Origin of the sequence: Streptomyces hazeniae (genome assembly GCF_031845485.1) — a bacterium.
Taxonomy (GTDB): domain Bacteria; phylum Actinomycetota; class Actinomycetes; order Streptomycetales; family Streptomycetaceae; genus Streptomyces; species Streptomyces hazeniae.
Genome location: NZ_JAVREQ010000018.1, coordinates 82,766 through 105,247, shown reverse-complemented (window position 1 = coordinate 105,247; position 22,482 = coordinate 82,766). Strand labels below are relative to the sequence as shown.

Below are 22,482 nucleotides of genomic sequence, written 5' to 3'. Positions count from 1 at the left end.
CCGGGGGTGCGACGCTCTCTCCGAACTCTGTTGACAGGGTCTCGGCACCCCGGTAAGAATCTCGTCCGCTTGACGTCTTGTTCACTTCACGGTGCCTCTCGCCGCGAATTCGGAAACCAGATCCGACGAGCCTTCCAGTGTGTCGTGCTATACGCGGAGCGGCCGCCTGTGAGCAGTTTCCCCAGCGCTACGTGAATGCAGGCCTTCTCCGTGATCGCAAAGGAAAGCCATGACTGAACAGGCCATCCGCCGTTCCGACGCCACGCTTCGGGACACCGCTCCCGTCCTGCTGCTCGTGGGCAGCGGGTTCCGCCCCTACCGCGAGTACATCCTGGCCGCCGTCTCCCAGCACTACAGGCTGTGGCTCCTGGACTCCTCGGAGGCGACCTGGCAGCTGACGTACTGCGAGGGTGCCACCCGGGTCGACACCCGCGACCCGGAGGCCCTGCGCGAGGCGGCGGAAGCGCTCACGACGTCGCTGCCGGTCGTGGGGGTCTTCACCTACGACGAATCGCAGGTCGTCTTCTGCGCACGACTCGCTCAGGACCTCGGCCTGCCCGGCAGTCCGCCGGAGGCCGTCAGCGCCTGCCGCGACAAGGCGACCACGCGCTCCGTACTCACCGCCGCCGGCGTGCCCCAGCCGGCGTCGCGCACGGTCACCAACGCGCAGGAGGCGCTCGCCGCGGCCGAGGAGATCGGGTACCCGGTGATCGTCAAGGCCCGCGCGATGGCCGGCAGCGCCGGGGTCGTGCGCGTCGACAGCGCCGGGGAGGTGGCCGACGCCTTCGCCGCCGCCGACGGGACGGACGCCCTGGGCCTGTCCCGCCACGAGGAGAACGTCCTGGTGGAGGAGTTCCTGACCGGGCCGGAGATCAGCATCGACGCCGTCGTCCACGGCGGAGAGGTCACGCCGACCGTCCTGGCCCGCAAGCGCCTCGGCGGCGCACCGTATTTCGTGGAGACCGGGCACGACGTCGACGCGCAGGACCCACTGCTCGGCGACGAGGACCTGATGGGCCAGTTGCAGGAGATCCACCGCGCGCTGGGCTACGTCGACGGCGCCACCCACTCCGAGTTCAAGCTCACTCCCCAGGGCCCCCGCCTCGTGGAGGTCAACGCCCGCCTCGGCGGGGACCTGATCCCCTACGTCGGTCTGCTGGCCTCCGGCGTCGACCCCACGGTCGCCGCCGCCCACGTCGCCGCCGGCCGGAAGCCCGACACCACCCCGGAGTTCCGCCGGTTCGCCGGAATCCGCTTCCTGCCGCCCGAGCGCACCTGCGAGGTCGTCGAGGTCGTCGTGCACGAGGAGCGGTTCGGTCCGACGATCCACGAGACGCGCGTCACCGCGCGCCCCGGCGGGCGCCTCGCGCCCCCGCCGGAGGCCTTCCTGACCCGCTACGCGCACGTCGTGGCCGTCGGTGAGGACCAGGAACAGGTACTGGCCGACCTCGAAGCCCCGGAGCGCCTGGTCGAACTGCGCGCCCGTGCCCTGACCGACTGACCCGGAGCCGATCCCACGACGAGAACAGGACCCACGTCCCATGACGCGTATGTCCGAGGGTCTGAGCGGTGGTCCCGCCGACCTGGCCGACGTGCCCCCGGAGACGCGGTCGTCCACCGGCCCGCTCCACGCGTCGGTGAACGACCCCGCGCTCACTTCCATGACCCTGCTCAACGAGATCGCGGGACGCTTCCCCGACGCCGTGTCCTTCGCGGCCGGGCGCCCGTACGAGGGCTTCTACGACGTCGCCGACCTCGGCCGCTACATGAGCGCCTTCGAGAACCACCTCACGGACGAGCTCGGTCTGAGCCCCGAGGCCACGCGGCGCACGTTCTTCCAGTACGGGCGCACCAAGGGGTTCATCCACCACCTGATCGCCCGGCACCTGCGGAACGACGAAGGGCTCGACGTCGAGCCCGAGTCGGTGGTCGTCACCACCGGCGTGCAGGAGGCGACGGTCCTGGTGCTCCGGGCGCTGCGGACCGACACCCGCGACGTCGTCTTCGCCGCGTACCCGTCGTACGTCGGGTTCCTCGGCGCGACACGCCTCGTCGACATGCCCGTGAGAGCCGTGCGCGAGGGCCCGGACGGCATCGACGTGGCCGACCTGGAGGAGAAGATCCGCCGCGCCCGGGCCGAAGGGCTGCGCCCCCGCGCCGTCTACGTGGTGCCCGACTTCGCCAACCCCAGCGGTGCCAGCATGCCGTTGGCGGACCGGCGCGCTCTTCTCGACCTGGCCGCACGCGAGGACGTCCTCCTTCTCGAGGACAACCCGTACTCGATGTTCCACTCGGGCGGTGAACGGCTGCCCACGCTCAAGTCCCTCGACGCGGAGCGACGCGTGGTCTACTTCGGGTCGTTCGCCAAGACCGCCTTCGCCGGAGCGCGGGTGGGGTATGTGGTGGCGGACCAGTCCGTCGTCGGAGGCTCCCTGTTCGCCGACGAGCTGGCCAAGCTCAAGAGCATGCTCACCCTCAACACGTCGACGGTCGCCCAGGCGGTCATCGGCGGATACCTGCTGGAGAACGGCTGCAGCGTGGAGCGCGCCTCCGCGCGGGAGGCCGAGGTCTACCGCGGGAATCTGCGGGCCGTCCTCACCGGCCTGGAGGAGTGGTTCGGCGCAGGCGGGCCCATGAGCGGCGCCGGAGTGTCCTGGAACGCCCCCAAGGGCGGCATGTTCGCGGTGGTCACGCTTCCCTTCCGCGCGGACGACGCCATGCTCGAGTACTCCGCGAGCCACTTCGGTGTGCTGTGGACCCCCCTTCACCATTTCTACGCGGGTAACGGCGGATTTCGCCAGATACGCCTGTCGTACAGCGTGCTGACGCACCGACAGATCGCTCTGGGGATCGAGCGCCTCGCCGCGCTCATCGCCGACCGCACCTGACATCACCGCCCGAGCGGCACAAGGAGCCCAGGAGATGGAACCCACGACTCTGCGACCGGCCGTGCCCGTTGCCCGGGCCACGGCGGACGGGGTGATCGCGTGACGATGACGGCTGAACCCCCCACGCCTTCGAAGCCCGGCCAGGACCACAAGCTGCGGCGCGAGCTCGGATTCTGGAGCCTCACGGGGATCGCGTTCGGCGCGATCATCGGCTCCGGCTGGCTGTTCGGCGCCTTCTACGGTGCCGCCGCCGCGGGCCCTGCGGCCGTGCTGTCATGGGTCATCGCGGGCGCGGCGCTCACGCTGATCGCACTGGTCCTCGTCGAACTGGGCTCAGGGACCCCGGAGTCCGGCGGCTTGGTGCGCTGGCCCTTCATCGCCAACGGGCCGCTCGCCGGCACCCTCGTCGGCTGGGCCGTGCTGCTCGCCGTCGCCAACTCGATGGCGGCCCAGGCGTCCGCGATCGTGCAGTACGCGGACCGGTACCTGCCCGGACTGTTCGTGGACGGCTCCCTGTCCGTGTCGGGCAAGGCCGTCGGCGCCGCGCTGCTGCTCGTGCTCGTGGTGCTGAACTGGTTCGGGGTCAAGCTGTTCGCACGCCTGAACCTCGTCGCCACCGTGATCAAGGTCCTCATACCGGTCGTCACCGTGGTGGCGCTGCTCGTGTCGAGCTTCCACCCCGGCAACGTCTCCGCCGGCGGCGGGTTCGCGCCCTACGGCTGGTCGGCCTCACTGACCGCGATCGCCGGGGCGGGGATCATCTACGCCCTCAACGGCTTCGCCACGCCGATCGAGCTGTCGGGCGAGGCACGCAACCCGCGCCGGGACATCCCCCGCGCGGTGCTGACCGCCATCGTGCTCTCCGTCGCGCTGAACGTCGTCCTGCAGCTCGCCTTCGTCCTCGCCGTGCCGGAGGCCAGCCTCAGCTCGGGCTGGACGGGGCTGAGCTTCTCCTCGCCGTTCGGCGAACTCGCCCTGCTCCTCAACCTGGGCTGGCTCGCCACTCTCATCTACGCCGACGCCGTGTTCTCGCCGTCGGGCTCGACGTACGTGATGGTCGCGGCCGGCAGCCGCGAGACGTACGGCGTGGCCAAGAACCGCGGGCTGCCGCGGCGGTTCGCCGCCGTGCAGGACCGGGCCGGGGTGCCGAGGAACGCGCTGGCGCTGAACTTCGTGCTCAGCATGGTGTGCCTGCTCCCCGCCGAGGGCTGGCAGGAGATCATCGGCATGGTGGGGGTGCTCGCGCTGCTCACCTACTCGCTGTGCACCGTGGCCGCGGGCACCTTCCGCGTCGCGGCACCCGAGCGTCTCGCGGGCTGGGTCCGCGGGCTGCGCTGGATCGCTCCGGCCGGCTTCGTCGTCGGCTCGGAGCTGGTCTACTGGGCCTCGTGGGAGACGCTGCGCACGGCGCTGCCGGCGATGATGGCCGCGGTCCTCCTCTTCGTCGCGCTGCGCCGCCGCGAACTCGACATCATGACCGAGCTGCGGACCGGGCTGTGGCTGCTCGCGTTCATGTCCTGGCAACTGGTCCTCTCCGGCCTCGGCACGTTCGGTGGCGCGGGGATCGTCCCCGCTCCGTGGGACACCGTCGCCGTGGCCGTGTTCGGGGTGCTCACCTACCACTGGGGGGTTCGCTCCGGCGCGGCGTACCTGCGTCGCCGCCCGTCGTGACCTCCTGAGGCCAGCGGGGTGCGAGGCGTCCGCGACCACGGTGCGCCCGCTCCCCGCGGCCGTCCGTTCGCCGCGCACTTCCCGGCCGGACGGACGCCCGTTCAAGTGAGACATTCCGCAGTTGCACGGGACGTTCCGCACCCCGCGTCCGCCTGCATGTGCACGCCCTTGAGAAATCCCGCACGGATCGACAAACTCCAAGCTGCCACCCGACTTCGTGAGCACACCGAGTCCTGCCGCACGCCCCTTAGAAGGAACTGAGCGCTGATGCCCGGCCTTTCTCTGCGTCCCGACGCGCTCAGCGTGCGGGGCCTCTTCAGCTTCCTCCGCGATCTCGACCTGGACTGCGACATCAACCCGTGCGCCGCCTGGATCGGCAAGCTGGACCCGGAGCGCGCGGACGATCCGGCCGGCGTGGTGGAATTGCTCCGCGCATTCGGTCTCACCAGTGCGCTGGCGCATCTCCTCGGCATCGACGAGTCCGAGGTGACCGCGACCTGCGTCGTCCACGAAACACCCATGGACGGCGGCACGGACCAGCTCGCCGAGCCGATGTCGGACTACCACAACGGCCGCCCGCTGCGACTCGACGAGGCGGCCCTCATCGCCTGCTGGCCCCGCTCGGACGGCGAGCACGTGGTCTTCGTCAAGCTGAACCACCTGGTCGTCGACCTGGGAGACGCGGTGGCCGTGCTCAAGGCGGTACGGGCCCATCTACGGGGTACTGCGCCCCGCCGCGTCGGCGCCCGCTACCGCGACCACGCGGCGCTGGTGGCCAGGTACGCCGCGCTGCCTCCGGCCGACCCCGACGTGGTGGAGAAGGCACTCGGCGCCGTGCCCGAACCGGGGCGCAGGGGAATTCCCGTGATCTCGGAATCCAGCGAGCAGTGGCTGCCGTTGCGCAGAGGCATCTCCTTCGACGACCTCCTCAGCGCCGTCACCGACATCGTGCTCCGGACGATCGGCGGGGGCCTGGTGCTGCAGTATCCGGTCTCGCGCTGGGAATTCGCGCGGAAGGGCGGATACTTCGTCGAGATCAAACCTCTGGTGGTGCGCGGCGAATCGGCGGCGGACTACACGCCGGAGTACTTCCGGCAGACCCGGGAATTCCACGACTCCCTCGGTCGCTTCTCCCTGTCCGACCTCCCCTCGTTCGGCGCCGCCCTGGCCCGCGCTCGGATGCCACGCATCGTCGTGTCGGACACGACGCTCATGCGCCCCGAACCGGACCTCTGGCAATGGATTCCGGTACGCAGCCACCGCATCTTCGACGACCTGAAGTTCCTGGCCGACCGGTCGATGCCGGGGCCCCCGCTGCTGCGGCTGCAGTACAAGAACAGATTCCTGCCGCCCGAGGTCGTCACGGACATCCTCGGCCGGCTCGACGACCGCGTCGGGGCCGGCGGCGGACCGCACGGGCACGCCGGGTGACCGGGCCGCCGCAGTCGTCCGCAGCCGCCTCCCGTCAGGTGCCCTTCCGCCGTGTTGTTCCGCCACGGCGGGTTCAACTGGTTCAGCAAGTCGAAGAAGGACGTGTTCCCCGTGGATCTACCTGAGCTCGTCGCACACCACCTCACGCGGCACGGCGCCATGACGGCCCTGGAGTCCGGCGCGCGAACGTGGTCGTACGCCGACCTCGACGAGGCCACCCGGGACCGCGCGACACAGCTGCGTCGGCTCTCCCCCGACGGCGGACGGGTCGTCGTGGTGGGCGAGCACACCGCCGACGCGCTCGTGTGGGCGCTGTCCGTGATGCGGTCGGGGCTCGTCTACACCCCGCTCAATCCCGGCCTGCCCGCGGAACGCATGTGCGAAGCGGTGCGGCTGGCCGCACCCGACGCCGTGATCTGCTGCACGCAGGACTCGCTGGACGCCCTCCGCGAGGACGGCACTGCCGCGTGCGTGCTGGGAACCGACGACGTCGCACCGGCCGCGGCGGCGGCCCCGGCCGCTGACGCGGCGGACTCGGCGCCCGTCGCGTGGCCGGCGCAGGAGATCGCGTACTCCATCTTCACGTCCGGCTCGACCGGCCGGCCCAAGCTGGTGAACGTCGGCCACGCCGGGATCGAGAACCTCTGCCGTGCCCAGACCCGGCTGTTCGGCGTGAAGCCCGGCCACCGGATGCTCCAGTTCTCCTCGTTGTCGTTCGACGCCTCCGTCGCCGAGATCCTGGTCGCGGTCCACGCCGGCGCGCAGTTGGTCGTTCCCGCCTGGGACGGCGGTTCGTGGCTCAGCGCGGTCGGTCGCCATCTCCAGACCAACGCCTGCGACATCATGACGGTGCCCCCGTCGGTGTACGCGCGCTTCGACGACGAGGCACGCAAGGCGATCGGCACCGTCGTCTTCGCCGGTGAGGCCCTGTCCGAGGTGGAGTTCCGCGCGGCCGCCCGCTACAGCCGTGTCCTCAACGCCTACGGTCCCACCGAAGGAACGGTCTGTTTCAGCGTCGCCGAGCCCTCACGCTTCACCGCCTCGATCGGCCGGCCCATCGACGGCTGCTCGGCCCGGATCCACGACCCCGGCAGCAACACCTACAGCGAGGCGGGCCGGGGCGAACTCGTCCTGCTGGGCGCCGGGGTGGCGCTCGGCTACGAGGGCGTCTCCGGGGACGGACCGGGGCCCTTCACCACGGTCGAGGGCACGCCCGCCTATCACACGGGTGACGAGGTCGAACTGCGCGACGGTGAGGTGTACTACCTGGGGCGGCTCGACGAACAGGTGAAACGCCTGGGCCACCGCATCGGCCTGACCGAACTGGGCGGTTGGCTGGCGCAGTTGACGGACGCCTCGGTCGTCCTGGTCGCGGACGGCACGTCGCTGATCATGGCGCACACCGCGACGGACCGGTCCGAGGAAGAGCTGAGGTCGTGGCTGCGTGAACTGCTTCCGGCGTGGGAGATGCCGGACGTGCTGCTCGGGCTGACGGAACTCCCCGTCACCGACAGCGGCAAGGCGGACAAGGCGGCGCTGAGGGCGCTGGCACGACGCGCCCAGGAGGAGGGGCCCGGCGGCCCGAGCGACGCCCCGGAGCCGGGCGACGACGGGGAGGTCGTCCGCACGGTCGTGAAGAACGTCCTGGGCACCGAGATCGAACCCGCCGTCTCCATCTTCGACGCCGGGGCGGACTCGCTCGCGCTGGTGCGCATCCAGGTGGAGCTCAGCGAGATCTACGGCGAGGACCCCGTCCAGGCCGTCTTCGACCTGCTCAACTACGACTTCACGATCGAGGGCTTCCTCACCGGTCTGCGTGGCCGGCCGGGAGCGGCGAGCTCCCCCGAGCGGCAGGTGCTCGACACCGTCGCCGCGGAGCTCGCCGAGCTGCCGGCGGCCCTCGCCGCGCTGCGCCCGGCACGGCCGACCGGAACGGCCCGCGCCGACACGTTCACCGTCACCGGAGCCGGCGGCTTCATCGGCGGGCACGTCCTCGACCGGCTTCTCGACGACGGCCGGCGCGTCACCGTGGTCACGACGAGCGACCCGCGGCAGCTGGTGACGCGGCACTGCGCGCGCTTCGAACGAACGCACGAAGACCTGGCCGGCATCGAGTTCCTCGGCTACGACGACCTCGAGGCGCTCGCCCGGGGCGGCTCCGGGGCCGGCTCCGGCCGCTGGGGCGCCGTCATCCACTGCGGCTACGAGGTCAACCATCTGCTCCCGCTGGAACGCCAGTTGAGCGGCAGCGTGGCAACAACCGGCGCGCTGGTCCGCGCAGCGGCCGCACGGGACGCCTCCCGCTTCGTGTTCCTCTCCGCCGCCTCGGCCGGCCCACGTTTCCTGCCGTTGACCGAGGATGCGCTGGCTGCGGTGGGCGACCCCTACTCGCAGTCGAAGTTCGTCGCCGAGGCGTACGTCGGCGCGCTGGAGAGCGAACACTGCGGCGTCGACGTGCTGCGTGCCGGCCTGGTGTACGGGCACAACGCCCGCGAGGGCGAGTTCCTGGACCGGGATGTCTTCGCCCAGCTCCTGCGGCTTTCGCTGCGGCACGGCGCGGCGCCCCGGCTCGAGGGCCTCGTCCCGGTCTGCCACGTCTCCGACGTGGTGGACGACCTGCTGGCCGCGGCCGGCTCGGACAGCGCCGGCACCCGTTCCGTTCTGGTGCACCGCACCTACGACCGTCACCAACTGCTCGCCGAACTCGGCCTCGACGCCGACTCGTTGGTCAGCCCCGAGGAGTGGCTCAGCACCGTCACGGAATCCGGCGGCGCTGACGTCCGCATCCTGGCAGCCCTCCGGCAGCAGCTGGGCGCGGCAGCCGGATGGGCCACATCGGTCGGCGCCACGGACCGGCAGATCATCCGGGAACTCCGGCAGACCTACCTGGGAGCGTAGCGAAATGGACACCGAGAAGGGTTGGCACCGGGGGGAGCCCCTCGACCCGGCAGTCCTCGAGGAGGAGATCGGGGCCCGGAAGGAGCTCCAGGAAGGAGACTTCTCCCGCTGGAGACATGCCGACGGCCACTCCCTGCGCGAGGAGCTGACCGGAAGGCCCGAGCGGCTCTTCGTGTTCCGGGTCGGCGAGCGCTGGTACGCGGGGTACAAGACGATCTCCGGGTACGTACTGGAGCGGGACATGCCGGGCATGTTCTGCAGCCGGGTGTACTGGTACAACGTCGTCGGCGAGTTGGAGTCCTTCCGCACTTCGGCGGCCGACGCGCGGGTCGCCTTCCGCCCCCTCGCAGAGACGGAGCGCCGTGCGGCGTTCGACGCGATCACGCCCCTCACCGAGATCGTCCACCCCTTCACCAAGCAGCGGGAGCAGGGCAGCGAGAAGACGAGCCCACCCGACGGATGGCTGGTCAGCGACGAGCGCGACGCCTACCTGAGCATGGGCGAGGAGCACATACGCCGCTACACCAAGGACCTGTTCGGACCGCGGTTCCGTGCCCTCGCCGAGGACGTCCTCGCCTACGACCCGGCCTGCTCGACCGGCCGGTTCCTGTCCGAGTTCGCGACGCTCAACCCGGAGCGGATCAGGACCGTAGGCCAGGACCTGAGCCGGGAGATGACCGAGTACGCCAAGGGGCGTCTGGACCGGGTGCACCACGGCGACGCGATGCACCCCGAGCCGGAGCCGGGAAGCGCCGAGATCGTCTTCAGCCGCTTCCTCAACTCCGAGGTCGTCTCGACGGCCCGGGCACGGGAGATCCTGCCGCGGCTCGTCGCCACTCTGCGTCCCGGCGGCTCGATGGTGCTGCTCGGACACAGCCCGGTCCTGCTCGATGCCATCGACCTCGCGGGCGCAGGGCTGCGGGTGCTGCAGACCACTGCGCGGCAGGACGACTGCGTCTTCCAGTACTACGTCTGCGAACTCGGAGGCTGATGTGACCCTGTCGTTGAAGAAGAACGTGATCGCGGAGCCGGCCGTCGCCGGATGGTACGCCTGGTCGTACCTGCTGCCCCCGCAGACGCTGGCGAAGTATCTGAAGAATCACTACCGGAACATCGTCGAATCCTTCCTGGACAAGCCCGAGGCCCACCGCACCGCGCTGAAGCAGGCCCGCTTCCAGGGCGGGCCCTTCGTGCACGAGCAGGAGGGTTCGTACGAGAAGGTCAAGGAGTGGTACGCGTCCTCCCGCGAGCAGTTCGCCCCGCTCCTCGACCTCGCCGACTCCATCGACGAGCTGGAACAGAAGATCCTGCCCGAACTGAGCGGCGCATCCATGGAACCGGCGTACCGCGGACTGCCCGAGCCGCTGGCGGGGCGGGTGGAGCTCTTCTACAACCGCGACAACCGCACGCCCGACTACCGGTTCATCGAGCCGCTGCTCTACGCCTCCCCCTACTTCGACCCGGGACTGCAGCAGGTCCGGTTCTCCACGATCGACCAGGACGCCCGGCAGTTCGCTCTCACCACGCCCGTCCTGGAGTACACGCCCGAGCAGGTCCTGGTCACCGTTCCGCTGGACTCTCCCCTGCTCGACGAGGTCTTCGCCGGGGGCCTCGACCCGAAGGACCTGGAACGCATCACGGCGGAGTTCGGCCTCGACGGTGAGCGCGCGGCCACCTTCAGGAGCTTCTTCGAGGAGACTCCCGAGCCGACAGCCGACACGCAGGACGCACCGGACGCCATCGAGTACGTCGGCCACGCGTGCGTGTTCGTCCGGAACCGGGGCACCACGTTCCTGGTCGACCCGGTGATCAGCTACAGCGGCTACTCGCAGGAGAGCGACGGCAGGTTCACCTTCGACGACCTGCCCGAACGCATCGACTACGTGATGATCACGCACAACCACCAGGACCACATGCTCCTGGAGACCCTGCTGAAGATCCGGCACCGGGTGGGCAGGGTCGTCATCGCGAAGTCCGCCAACTCCAGTCTGGTGGACCCCGACCTCAAGCGGATTCTGGGAAGGCTCGGCTTCCACGACGTGGTGGAGCTCGACGACCTCGAATCACTCGCCACACCCGGCGGCAGCATCACCGCGCTGCCGTTCCTCGGCGAGCACGGCGACGTCAGGATCCGCACCAAGTGCGGCTGGCTCCTCGACCTGGACGGCACCCGCGTACTGTTCGCCGCCGACTCCACCAACATCTCGCCGCAGCTGTACGCGCAGATCACGGCGAGCGTGGGCCGGGTGGACACGGTGTTCATCGGGATGGAGAGCGTGGGCGCCCCGGTCAGCTGGCTGTACGGGCCGCTCTTCCCGGAGAAGCTGGAACGCAGGATCGACGCGGGCCGCCGTCTCAAGGGCAGCAACTTCGAGCAGGGCGCGGCGATCGTCGACACGCTCCAGGCGGACGCGGTCTACGTGTACGCGATGGGGCAGGAGCCCTGGCTCGGCGCCGTGATGTGCGTCGAGTACGACGAGAAGCACCCGGCGATGATCGACAGCGACAAGCTGGTGGCGTACGTGAAGGAGCGAGGGGGCACGTCCAAGCGGCTGTACCTGCACGAGACGATCGAGGTGCGCCCGTGACCACCGGGAAGCAGCACGTCGTCCATATCGGGTTCCACGCCTCGGAGGCCCACACGGTCGACTTCGACGCCGACCACGTGACGGCGGTGATGGCGCGCGGGAGCCTGACCCGGCTCCCCGAGGAGCTGGCGTCGCGGTTCGCCCGGATCGCTCTCCTGGACCTGCCGGACTCGGCGGACCTGGACACCTACGACCGCGCCTACGACCGCATGTGCGACCTCGTCGACGAACTGTCCGCCGAGTTCGGAGCACCGGACGCGATCGTGGCGCTGTACGAGCACACGACGCTCCCCGCCGCACGGCTGCGCGAGCGCTTCGGGCTCCCCGGCACGAACGTGCGGACCGCGTTGCTGTGCCGGGACAAGGTGCCGATGAAGGAGACACTGGCGGCGGCGGGCGTTCCCGTGCCGCGCTTCCTGCCGGTCGGCCCGGAAACCGGCAGGTCCGAGCTGGAGGACTTCCTGGCACCGGTGCCACCGGGGCCGATCGTGCTCAAGCCGCGCAGTCAGGGTGCGAGCATCGGAGTGCGCATCCTGGACGACGCCGACGCGCTCCTCGCCCTCGCTGCCGAGGGCGGCCTGGAGGAGGGGCACGAGGTCGAGGAGTTCGTGCAGGGCCCCATCTACCACATCGACGGAGTCGTCCGCGCCGGCGAGATGCGCTGGTTCTGCACCTCCCGCTACCTCGACACCTGCTTCAACTTCCAGCACGGCCATCAGCCACTCGCCGCGGTGACCTCGGACAGCCCCGAACTCACCGAGCGCATGCGGGAGTTCACTGCGCTGGTACTCGACACGCTGGGCCTGACGGACAGCACTTTCCACATGGAGCTGTTCCACACTCCCGACGACGAACTGGTCTTCCTGGAGATCGGCAACCGCTTCGGCGGCGCCGGCATCTCGTGGCACCAGCGCACGGTCTTCGGCGTCGATCTCGCCAAGGAGGCGGTGCTCGCCTGCACGGGCAGGCCGTCGGAGGTGATCACCCCGAAGACCATGCTGGACACGCCGGACCCGGGCGCTTCCGGATGGCTGTACATGCCGCTGGGGGCCCAGGGCTCCGTCCACGTGCTCGGCGTCACCGGGCTCGAGGAGCTGCCGGACGCGATCCTGAGCGCCGAGGTTCCCGCGGTGGGCGACGTACTGAACGGGCGCGGCAACGTCTGGCGCACCGGCGGCAGGTTCCTGGTCGGCGGCCCGTCCACGGCCTCGGTGGAGCAGAGCATGGCCCGGATCGTCGACACGTACACACTCACCACGAAGGCGGGAGACTAGCGATGGCACGCACCAGGCTGGGCACACACATCGGGGTGGTCGTCGACGACTACCGGATGGATGCGGCCGATCCGGGGTTCCGGGACTTCGTGATGGAGCTGCTGCTGCAGCACAAGGTGGTGTTCTTCAAGAGCCAGCACTTCAGCCCGGCCACCTTCACGCAGATGGTGGGGGCACTGGGCAACAAGGAGGTGCACCCCTTCCGCACGGCGGGTGAGAGCGAGGTGATCACCGGCATCTCACCGTTCCAGCCGTACCCCGAGTACCCCGAGATCACCGGTCTCTACCACGACGAGAAGACCACGGGGAACCTGAACTCCTGGCACAGCGACCTCAACTGGCGGGAGGAACCGCCCTTCGCCTCGGTTCTTCGGGCCGTGCGGATACCGCCCACGGGCGGGGACACCTGCTGGGCGAACATGGGCAAGGCCTACGACTCGCTGAGCGACTCGGTGAAGTCGGAGCTCGCCGAACTGCGGGTCGTGCACGACTGGGTGCAGATCTACCGCCGTGCCTTCAAAGGCAGGGAGGACGTGCTCCGCGAGATGCAGGAGAGGCTCCCCGCCCAGTCGCACCCGCTGGTCATGACGCACCCGTTGACGGGGGAGAAGGTGCTGTTCTCCAACAAGGTCTCCGGCGTCCGCATCGAAGGGGTCGGTGACGAGGAGAGCCGCCGTATCCTCGACCTGGTCCACCGCCTGGCCTGGCGGCCGGAGTTCCAGTGCCGCTTCCGCTGGGAAGAGGGCGACGTCGCGATCTGGGACAACCTCGCGACCCAGCACTACGCGGTCTCCGACTACGCACCACACGTCCGCAAGATGGAACGCATCACCCTGGAAGGCATGCCGATCAAGTGACTCAGATCATCGTTGTCAACGGCGGATCCAGCTCCGGCAAGACCGGAATCACCCGCTGCCTGCAGTCCCTTCTCCCCCAGCCGTGGATCAGCCTCGGCGTGGACGACCTCATCGAGGCGCTGCCCGCGAGGATGATGCAGTCGGACGGGGGCGTCGAGCTCGGTAAGGACGGGGAGGTCGAGGTCGGCTCCGACTTCCGCGAGGCCGAGTCCGCGTGGACCGCGGGCATCGCGGCGATGGCGCGGGCCGGAGGGCGGATCATCATCGACGACGTCTTCCTCGGTGGAAAGGACTCGCAGGACCGGCTCCGCGAGCGCCTCGAGGGGCTCGACGTGCTCTGGGTCGGCGTGCGGTGCGACCCGGAGGTCGCTGCCGGCCGGGAGATCGCCCGCGGTGACCGGGTCCCCGGGATGGCCGCCTCGCAGGCGGAGAAGGTGCACAAGGACGTCGTCTACGACGTCGAGGTCGACACCAGCCACACCGAATCCGTCGAGTGCGCCCGCGTCATCGCGAAGCACGTCGCCTGACGTGAGGTGAACCGTCGCGGCCGGACGGCCGACCGCCCGCAGGGGGGTCGGCCGTGCCGCCACCGTGCTCGCACCGACGTGGCTGCGCACCAGCCGCCGCACTGCCCCCGCTGCGGTGCGGGGCTCGCACCGTCGTTCCCGCTGTCGTCCCGCCCCGAGGAAGAGTGATCACGGGTGAAGAAGTTCGTCATATTCGATCTCGACGACACGCTGGTGGACAGCATCGGCGGGATCGACCGCTGGTTCGTGGAGCTGACCGAGCAGCGGGCCCTCGGGCCGGACGGGCTGGCCTTCCTGCGGGAGGAGCAGCAACGGCCGGTGTCTCCGGCGGAGACGTTCCGCGCCATCGTCGACCGTTTCGGCTTCACCGAGAGCCCGTCCGAACTCCGGCAGCTGTTCTGGGAGCGCTGGCCGCGCCTCGTCCGCCCGGTCGAGGGGGTGCCGGAGCACCTACGGGCGCTGCGTGGACAGGGCTGGCGCACGGCGCTGTTGACCAACGGCCGGGAGGACCAGCAACGCCCGAAGATGCGGGACGACCTGGGCGACCTCTTCGACGTGCTCTGCTTCGCCCACGACGAGGGCGTCAGCAAGCCCGACCCGGAGGCCTTCCGGATCGTCGAGCGGCGCGCCGCCACGTCGCTCGAAGGCGGGTGGATGGTCGGCGACTCCCTGTCGGACGACATCGCGTCCGCCGCCGCTCTGGGCATGTCCACGATCTGGGTCTCGGGGGGCAGGGAGCTGCCGGACGACGGCGCCCTGCCGAACGAGGTCGTCGAGACGGTCAGCGAGGCGTTCCGGATTCTCTCCTCCCGGCGCGAAGCGGGTGTGTGACGAGGCCGCCGTGGCCCTGCCCGGCGAGGTGCACGCACCGCGCCCAGGAAGCCGAGCCGCCCGGCGGCCGGGTGACGTTCGGGCCGGCCCGGGTGCGGGCGGGCCGAGGCGCACACACCGCACCGAGAAGAGGGAGGGGGACGGGTTCGACTGCGGCTCGTATAGCGCGCCCCATCGGCACTGACAGGTCATCACGCCCGGCTCAGGGAAACTCCCTTGGTTCAGGATCGCACGGTTGACAACCCTCTGTGAGCTCGACCAGGATCAGCCGGGTTGAGTCAGCCCACAGGTCGCTCAACCGTATTGTTGTGCGTCGACGTCGACGGAGGAACTCTCCGGGCGTCACGGGGGAGGATTCTTGTCGCTCAGGGTTTATCTACTCTTTCAGACTTTCGTTGAGCGGTTTCTCCTCTTCGCCATTCCCCTGATGGTGTACCGCGCCACGGGCAGTGTGCAGTCCTCGGGGGTCTCGTTTCTGGTCGAGTGGTTACCGACCATTATGATGCTGCCACTCACGGGCATCGTCGTCGACCGGTACGGCGTACGGAACGTCTTTCTGGGATCGAACGCGATCCGACTGGCCGTGTGCTTTCTCTTCTTCGGAATCCTCATGGGCTCCGAGAGCGCTGCGGCGTACATCATCGTGGGCGGCATTCTCTCGCTGTTCAATCTGTTCGCCTATGTCGCTTTCGAGAAGCACATCACCGTCCTGAAGAGCAAGGACGAAGTGGCGAAAGCGTTCTCCTTCTTCCAGTTCAACCAACAGTCGATGCAGGTCATCGTGCCGATCTGCGGCGCGTGGATCGTCGTACATGTCGCCCCTCACCTGCTCTTCCTCATCTCCGCAGTGAGCTATCTGCTGCTCCTGCTGCTCGCCCGGGCCATGCCTCACGACGAGCACCGCAGCCAGGTGTCCGTGGGCAACACCTTCAAGGCGATCAAGGACGCGTTCAGGTTCGTCGGCACCAGCGTCACGCTGCGCTGGCTCGGCATTCTCATGATGTCGACGAACTTCGCCTTCGGGCTCATGTACACGGCCCTTCCCGATCTGGTTCTGCACATCGAGGGGCAGTCCGAGGTGTACCTCGGGAGCGTGTACGGCCTCGCGGCCCTCGTATCGTTCGTCTATTTCCTCTCGAGTTCGAAGATCGCGGAGAAGGAACTGGTCGAACCGCTGGGTGTCGCCGCGGCCCTGATTATTCCGGCCAGTCCGCTTCTGCTCGCCTTCTCCACCGGTGTGCCGGTCCTCGCCCTGTCGTTCTGTCTGGTGGCAGGCCCCCTGGTGGCCTTCTCGGTGCATGCGCGAGTGGTCCGCAACGCGGCCATGCCGTCCGAGAATTACGCACTGACCATTTCGATCACGATGATTCTCTCCCTGCTCGGCCTCCCGCTGTCGGGTGCCTACATCGCCGTTGCCACGTCCCACCTGTCAGTGCCGACGGCCATCATCTGCGCCTCCGTCGTGGCACTCCTGCTGTCGGTGGTGAGCCTGCGCGCGATGCGGCCCAGCTATTCGCACGCGTAGCTCCGCACTCCTCAGTCGTTCGTCTCCAGGAGAAATCCATGTCGGAAGAACCAGGCTGCCGCCCGGAAGGCAGCTTCCAGATCGCGGTGAGATCCCTGCGTCAGGCCGATTCCCCGCGCTTCGGCATCAATCTCGAGCACGTGCGACGGCTGGCGGAGAGTGACGCCGATTTCCAGCCGATCCTGGTGCATCGGGAGACGATGCGTGTGGTGGATGGCATGCACCGGGTGCACGCGGTGAAACTGCGCGGTCAACACACCCTCGCCGCCGAGTGGTTCGACGGTGACGACTGCGCGGCGTTCATGGTCGCCGTGGAGTCCAACGCGCAGCACGGTCTCCCGCTGTCACGCGAGGAGCGGAAGCAGGCGGCGCTGCGCATACTCCGCTACCACCCCGACTGGTCCGACCGGGCCATCGCCAGGACGAGTGGCCTGAGCGCCCGGAGTGTCGGAACGATCCGTCGGCAGACGGGCCAGGAGGGCGCACGGGCCGACGTGCGCATCGGCTGTGACGGCCGGGCCCGCCCGTCGAGCACGGCGGCCGGACGTGTCGCCGCGGCGGAGATGATCCGGGAGAATCCGTCGGCCTCCCTGCGGGAGATCTCCCGGCAGGCCGGCATCTCCGTGGGAACCGTCCGGGACGTCCGGCGACGCCTGGCGAGCGGCCAGGAGCCGGTCCCGGAGAGGCAGCGCAAGGGGTTGGACGCATCCCCGGCGAGCATCCCGGTCGTGGTCGAGCGTCAGGTCGTCGAGGCCGTCTCCGACCCCGCGCAGCGGATCGAGATGTTCAACAGGCTCCGCAAGGATCCGTCGCTCCGGCTCAGCGAGAACGGGAGGTTCGTGCTGCACCAGCTCCGTACACAGCTGTGCAGCACGGAGGACTGGAAGCGGCTCGCCCCCGCCATCCCGATGCATGGCCGCACCGCTGTCGCGGAGTTGCTCTCGGCCTGCGCGGACGACCTCATGGAGGTCGCTCAGGAACTCCGCAGGATCGAAGACTCACTCGCCGGTTGACACGTGCTGGAGAACATCCTGCCTCCGGCCGTGTGCGGATCGCAGTCCTCCACGGACCGGCTCGACGCCGCGCTGTTCCCCGAGGAACAGGTCGTCGTCGCCGGCGCGGTCGCCCGCCGGAAGGCCGAGTTCACCACCGTCCGCGCCTGCGCTCGGGACGCCCTCGCGACCCTCGGGCACGCCCCCGTCCCCCTGGTGCCCGGTGAGTACGGCGCGCCCAGCTGGCCGGACCACGTGGTCGGCAGCATGACGCACTGCCCGGGGTACCGTGCCGCCGCCGTGGCCCACAGCGCCGACGTGGTCACGCTCGGGATCGACGCCGAGCCCCACGAGGCCCTCCCCGGGAAGGTGTTGAGGGCCGTCGCACGCCCCGAGGAGCTCGACATGCTGGCGGGACTGCCGGCTGCGGGAGGGGTCGCCTGGGACCGCCTCCTCTTCAGCGCGAAGGAATCGGTCTACAAGGCCTGGTTCCCCGTGGCCCGCAGATGGCTGGGGTTCCAGCAGGCGACGATCGTGATCGTGCCGGACGGCACGTTCACGGCCCGGCTCCACACCCGGGGTCCACACCTCCTGGGGCGGCCCCTGACCGGATTCCACGGGCGGTGGGCCACGAGTGGCGGCCACGTCGCCACGGCGATCACGGTAGAGCGCAACGCCCCCCGACCCGCCCGGAACGGTGGCCCTCTCCCTGCCGACGCATCCCTTGCCGTGGAGAGCCTGCCCCGCACCTGAGTTCAGGCCGCGCAGACGTCTTCTTCCGCACCGGTGCCGGCACCGGTGCGGGTCGTGGGTCGTGCACGACGCCGCCCTGCACGACCCGACCCGTGCCACAGACCGGTCCCGACGCGACGGCGGAGCCCCCCGGCCCCCGTCCGGAGGCCGGATGCCGAGGGCCGACGGCGTCAGGTGCGGGGGGAGCGGGGGTCCGCGGAGGAGTGGTGGCCGGCGACGGCGAGGGCCCGGTAGGCGACGTAGGCGGCGACGGGGTCGGGGGCGGCGGCCCAGGGGAGGGCGCCGACGTAGCCGTCGACGACGCGCAGCGCCTCCAGCGCCTCCTCGTAGCGCTCGGCGCGGACCAGGAGGCAGACCAGCAGGTGCAGGACGTGCGGGCGGACCGGGTGGTCGTCCTCGACCTGGTCGACGGCGAACTCCGCGGCCTCGATGGCCCGTTCGACGTCGGCGCTCCGGTAGAGGCCGCGGACGACGTTGACCTCGGGAAGGTGCTCGTAGAGGGCGAAGAGCGGGAGGGCCGGGAGCAGGGTCCCCTCGGGGGCGTGCGCGGCGGCGGTCTGTGCGAAGGCGTCGGCCTGCTGCTTGGAGCCGCGGCCGCTCTCGGCCCAGTACTGGAGGGCGGCGAGGTGGGCGCCCATGTGGTGGGGGGCGCGGCGGGTGACCTCGGACCACAGCGCCTCGAAGTCGGCGGTGCGGTCCCCGAGGGCGCGGGCGACGACCAGTTCGGTGAGGTACGGGGTCGGGTCGGCGTCGGCGAGGGCGGCGGCCTCGCGGCAGACGGTGCGGGCCTCCTCCAGGATGATGCGGTGGGAGTCGGTGCCGGGCGGCTCGGCGAGGCCCTGCCAGACCAGGAACTGGGCGTAGACCTGGGCGGCGGAGGGGTCCTGGGGCCGTTCGGCGCGCCACTGACGCAGCCAGCTCGCGTCCGGGACGGCGGCGGTCGGCGCCGGGTCCTTGCGGAAGGACACGGCGTCGGCCGTGGGCGCGGCGTCCGGTTCCGGTGCCGGCGAGGCGGTGCGGGCCTCGGCGAGTTCCTTGGCGGCGGCGCCGGCGGCGGACTGCACGCGCTGCCAGCGCAGCTCCCACTCGTCGCCGGTGAGGGCGAAGAGCCGGGCGATCTGCTCCCAGTCCTGCCGGGTGCGGGCCTCGTCGAGGGCGTCCACGAGCTGCGGGTCGGGGCCGGGCAGCCGTACGTCCAGCTCCGCGGGGGCCGCGAAGCCGTACGCGGCCTCGGGCGAGATCGCGGTGAGGTGCCCGCCGGCGGCCTCGCGGGCGAGCCGGCGGCGCCGCATCGCGGGCACCACGAGCACGCCGAACAGGGCGGCGAGGACGATCAGCAGGAACAGCGCTTCCATGACGGCGTTCTCCGGCGGGTGGAGGGATTCGACCGGGGTTCGGTCGAGCGTGTCTGCCTCCACGGTACGGCCCGCTACCGTGGGCCTCATGAACGACCGGAACCCTCAGAGCTTCGAGACCCTGGCCATCCATGCCGGGCAGGCGGCGGACCCCGCGACCGGTGCGGTCGTGCCGCCCATCTACCAGGTGTCCACGTACAAGCAGGACGGCGTGGGCGGCCTGCGCGGCGGCTACGAGTACAGCCGCTCGGCGAACCCGACGCGTACCGCGCTGGAGGAGAACCTGGCCGCGCTGGAGGGCGGCCGGCGCGGCCTGGCGTTCGCGTCGGGCCTGGCGGCGGAGGACTGCCTGCTGCGCGCCCTGCTCCGCCCCGGCGATCACGTGGTGATCCCGAACGACGCGTACGGCGGCACGTTCCGGCTGTTCGCGAAGGTCGTGGAGGCCTGGGGCGTGAAGTGGTCGGTGGCGGACACCTCCGACCCGGCGGCGGTGCGTGCGGCGGTCACCGAGCACACCAAGGTGATCTGGGTGGAGACGCCGTCGAACCCGCTTCTGGGCATCAGCGACATCGCGGCGCTGGCCGACGTGGCCCGTACCGCCGGCGCGAAGCTGGTGGTGGACAACACCTTCGCCAGCCCGTACCTGCAGCAGCCGCTGGCGCTCGGTGCGGACGTGGTGGTGCACTCGACCACCAAGTACATGGGCGGCCACTCGGACGTGGTCGGCGGTGCGCTGGTGGTGAACGACGACGCGCTGGGCGAGGAGCTGGCCTTCCACCAGAACGCGATGGGCGCGGTGGCCGGCCCGTTCGACGCCTGGCTGGTGATGCGCGGCATCAAGACGCTCGCGGTGCGGATGGACCGGCACAGCGCGAACGCGGCGCGGATCGTGGACCTGCTGACCGGGCACGCCGCGGTGACGGAGGTGTACTACCCGGGTCTGCCGTCGCACCCGGGTCACGAGGTGGCGGCGAAGCAGATGCGCGGCTTCGGCGGCATGGTGTCGTTCCGGGTGCGGGGCGGCGAGGAGGCCGCGGTGCGCGTGTGCGACCGGGCGAAGCTGTTCACGCTGGGCGAGTCGCTGGGCGGTGTGGAGTCGCTGATCGAGCACCCGGGCCGGATGACGCACGCCTCGGTGGCGGGATCGGCGCTGGAGGTCCCGGCGGACCTGGTGCGGCTGTCGGTGGGCATCGAGTCGGCGGACGATCTGGTGGCGGACCTGTCGCAGGCGCTGGCCTGACCCGTACGCCGCCTGACCCGTACGCCGCCTGACCCGTACGCCGCCGGACCGGCACGTCGCCGGACACGCCGACGCCGGGCGTCCCCTGTGCAGGGGCGCCCGGCGTCGGCGTGTCACCAGGTGAAGACGGGTGGCGGCTGGGTGTGCGGCACGGCCCAGGGCTGGGTGGTCGCCGCCCATGCGGCGAAGAGCACGGCCGCGACGGCGGCCAGCGTCCACAGCGTCACGTGCAGGCCGTGGCGGCGGCGCAGGAGGCGGGCGCCGCGGGCGCTCGCCCGGGCGGCCAGGTCGGCGGGGACGGGAGTGTGGGCGGCGTCCAGCATGCGCCGGACCTCGCTCTCCTTGCGGTCGAACGGGCTCACGGCGCCACCTTCTCCCGTGCCGGGCCGGACTGGGCGGCCGGCGGGTTCCCCCGCGAAGTGCCCTCGGGGACGGCCGGGGGGCGGGACCGCAGGGTCGTGGTCGCGCGCCTGCAGAGCGTGCGGACCCGTTCGACGGGCAGCGCGAGCGCGGCGGCCACCTGTTCCTCGGCGACCCCTTCGTACAGCCGCAGCACCAGGATGAGCCGCTCCTGGGGGGCGAGACGGCCGAGGAGGCCGCCTCGGGCCCTGCGGTAGCGCCAGGCGTTGTGGGCGAAGCGGCCGGCGAGCTCCAGCCGCGCGTGGTCGTACGGGTCGTCGCCGCGCAGCCGTTCCCAGTCGGCGTAGGTGCGGGCGAGGGCGCCGACCAGGAGGTCCTCCGCGAGCGGGGACTCCTCCGCCGGCTCTGCCGTGAGCAGCGTGGCGGCATGGAGCAGCCGCCCGCCGGCTCCCGCGACGAACGCTTCGAATTCCTGGGCGCGGCGACGTTCCTGCGACACCTGACGCGTCTCCACCGATGTTCGCCTCCCGTTCTCCTCATGGGAATGCAGGAACGGTGATCGAATCAAGAGGACGGTGGGGCCGGGATCACCCGGATCGCGACGTGGGGCGGCCGGGTGCGGGGGCCGGGCCACTCATGGGGGCCGATGCGGGAGCCGTCCCGTCTCCCCCGGGGCGCGCGAGCGCCCTCGGGGGTGCGGGAGGTGTCGGGGGTGCCGCCGGCTACCGGGGCAGGAGCCCGGCGGTCGAGAGGGCGGTGTTGAAGCGGGTGAGGAGCGAGCAGAAGGTGGCGCGTTCGCTCTCGCTCCAGCCGTCGGTCAGCCGTTCCATGAGGGCGCGACGGGAGGACCGGACCTGTTCCAGCCGGGTGGAGCCGCGCGGCGAGAGCTGGAGGACGACGGCGCGGCCGTCCTCGGGGTGGGAGGTGCGTTTGACCAGGCCGGAGTCGACGAGCGGAGCGACCTGCCGGGTCACGGTGGAGGAGTCGATGCCCATGCCGGCGGCGAGGGCCTTGACTCCCATCGGGCCCTCCCGGTCCAGGCGGTGGAGCAGCAGGTAGGCGGCACGGTCCATGGAGTTGCGGGCCTGCCCCACACCCCCGAGCCGGGTCTGCTCTGCGCGGCGCGCGAAAACGGCCACCTGGTGCTGCATGGCGTCGAAGACGCATGCCATGGCGTCGTCCGCGCTGTCGCCGCCGTATGCCGCGGCGTCGCCGTCCGCCGCGGAGCCGTCGGGCGGCAGGAGGCCGTCGGCGGCGGGTTCGGCGGCGGGCGCGGATGCGCGGCCGGACGC

General features: G+C 70.7%; 19 protein-coding genes. 15 read left to right on the top strand and 4 right to left on the bottom strand.

What is annotated here, in order from left to right; all coding sequences use genetic code 11:
• Positions 1-229 precede the first annotated feature (229 nt).
• The 14 genes from RM572_RS19585 (at position 230) to RM572_RS19520 (ending at position 18,235) form a co-directional block, all read left to right on the top strand.
• A complete protein-coding gene (locus RM572_RS19585; protein WP_311674651.1) occupies positions 230-1,501 on the top strand; it encodes an ATP-binding protein in 1,272 nt (423 codons plus the stop codon).
• Positions 1,502-1,541: 40 nt separating this feature from the next.
• Entirely contained in the window at positions 1,542-2,888 is a 1,347-nt protein-coding gene (locus tag RM572_RS19580) for an aminotransferase-like domain-containing protein (RefSeq protein WP_311674650.1), read from the top strand.
• Positions 2,889-2,993: 105 nt separating this feature from the next.
• A complete protein-coding gene (locus tag RM572_RS19575; RefSeq protein ID WP_311674649.1) occupies positions 2,994-4,559 on the top strand; it encodes an APC family permease in 1,566 nt (521 codons plus the stop codon).
• 267 nt (positions 4,560-4,826) lie between these two features.
• On the top strand, positions 4,827-5,990 hold the full coding sequence (locus tag RM572_RS19570; RefSeq protein WP_311674648.1) for a hypothetical protein: 1,164 nt from the start codon (positions 4,827-4,829) through the stop codon (positions 5,988-5,990).
• A gap of 51 nt (positions 5,991-6,041) precedes the next feature.
• A complete protein-coding gene (locus RM572_RS19565; protein ID WP_311674646.1) occupies positions 6,042-8,888 on the top strand; it encodes an AMP-binding protein in 2,847 nt (948 codons plus the stop codon).
• 4 nt (positions 8,889-8,892) lie between these two features.
• On the top strand, positions 8,893-9,879 hold the full coding sequence (locus RM572_RS19560; protein ID WP_311674645.1) for a class I SAM-dependent methyltransferase: 987 nt from the start codon (positions 8,893-8,895) through the stop codon (positions 9,877-9,879).
• A gap of 1 nt (position 9,880) precedes the next feature.
• Positions 9,881-11,476 carry an MBL fold metallo-hydrolase gene (locus RM572_RS19555; RefSeq protein WP_311674644.1) on the top strand — a complete coding sequence of 532 codons (1,596 nt, stop codon included), beginning with the start codon at positions 9,881-9,883 and terminating at the stop codon, positions 11,474-11,476.
• Complete coding sequence (locus RM572_RS19550) at positions 11,473-12,750, top strand: ATP-grasp domain-containing protein (protein ID WP_311674643.1); 1,278 nt, start codon at positions 11,473-11,475, stop codon at positions 12,748-12,750. The genes RM572_RS19555 and RM572_RS19550 overlap by 4 nt, the downstream gene beginning before the upstream one ends.
• Before the next feature lie 2 nt (positions 12,751-12,752).
• Positions 12,753-13,607 carry a TauD/TfdA dioxygenase family protein gene (locus RM572_RS19545; RefSeq protein WP_311674642.1) on the top strand — a complete coding sequence of 285 codons (855 nt, stop codon included), beginning with the start codon at positions 12,753-12,755 and terminating at the stop codon, positions 13,605-13,607.
• A gap of 5 nt (positions 13,608-13,612) precedes the next feature.
• Positions 13,613-14,134 (top strand): chloramphenicol phosphotransferase CPT, encoded by a 522-nt coding sequence (gene cpt / locus RM572_RS19540; RefSeq protein ID WP_311674702.1) that lies wholly within the window; start codon positions 13,613-13,615, stop codon positions 14,132-14,134.
• A gap of 174 nt (positions 14,135-14,308) precedes the next feature.
• A complete protein-coding gene (locus RM572_RS19535) occupies positions 14,309-14,965 on the top strand; it encodes an HAD family hydrolase (RefSeq protein WP_311674641.1) in 657 nt (218 codons plus the stop codon).
• 358 nt (positions 14,966-15,323) lie between these two features.
• Complete coding sequence (locus RM572_RS19530) at positions 15,324-16,490, top strand: MFS transporter (RefSeq protein ID WP_311674639.1); 1,167 nt, start codon at positions 15,324-15,326, stop codon at positions 16,488-16,490.
• Between the two features lie 38 nt (positions 16,491-16,528).
• Positions 16,529-17,503, top strand: coding sequence for a ParB/RepB/Spo0J family partition protein (locus RM572_RS19525; protein ID WP_311674638.1), 975 nt, complete (start codon positions 16,529-16,531; stop codon positions 17,501-17,503).
• Between the two features lie 3 nt (positions 17,504-17,506).
• Entirely contained in the window at positions 17,507-18,235 is a 729-nt protein-coding gene (locus tag RM572_RS19520) for a 4'-phosphopantetheinyl transferase family protein (RefSeq protein ID WP_311674637.1), read from the top strand.
• Positions 18,236-18,405: 170 nt separating this feature from the next.
• Here the strand turns inward: RM572_RS19520 and RM572_RS19515 are convergent, their stop codons facing one another.
• Complete coding sequence (locus tag RM572_RS19515) at positions 18,406-19,590, bottom strand: hypothetical protein (protein WP_311674701.1); 1,185 nt, start codon at positions 19,588-19,590, stop codon at positions 18,406-18,408.
• Positions 19,591-19,678: 88 nt separating this feature from the next.
• Here RM572_RS19515 and RM572_RS19510 point away from each other — a divergent pair, with 88 nt between their 5' ends.
• Entirely contained in the window at positions 19,679-20,830 is a 1,152-nt protein-coding gene (locus tag RM572_RS19510) for a cystathionine gamma-synthase (protein ID WP_311674636.1), read from the top strand.
• Positions 20,831-20,943: 113 nt separating this feature from the next.
• On the opposite strand, the gene RM572_RS19505 is transcribed toward RM572_RS19510, so the two are convergent.
• From RM572_RS19505 to RM572_RS19495, 3 genes are all read right to left on the bottom strand, one after another.
• Positions 20,944-21,192 carry a hypothetical protein gene (locus RM572_RS19505; protein ID WP_027764331.1) on the bottom strand — a complete coding sequence of 83 codons (249 nt, stop codon included), beginning with the start codon at positions 21,190-21,192 and terminating at the stop codon, positions 20,944-20,946.
• Positions 21,189-21,704, bottom strand: a complete 516-nt coding sequence (locus RM572_RS19500) for a sigma factor-like helix-turn-helix DNA-binding protein (RefSeq protein ID WP_311674635.1) — start codon at positions 21,702-21,704, stop codon at positions 21,189-21,191. The genes RM572_RS19505 and RM572_RS19500 overlap by 4 nt, the downstream gene beginning before the upstream one ends.
• A gap of 208 nt (positions 21,705-21,912) precedes the next feature.
• Complete coding sequence (locus RM572_RS19495; RefSeq protein WP_027764333.1) at positions 21,913-22,362, bottom strand: MarR family winged helix-turn-helix transcriptional regulator; 450 nt, start codon at positions 22,360-22,362, stop codon at positions 21,913-21,915.
• Positions 22,363-22,482 lie beyond the last annotated feature (120 nt).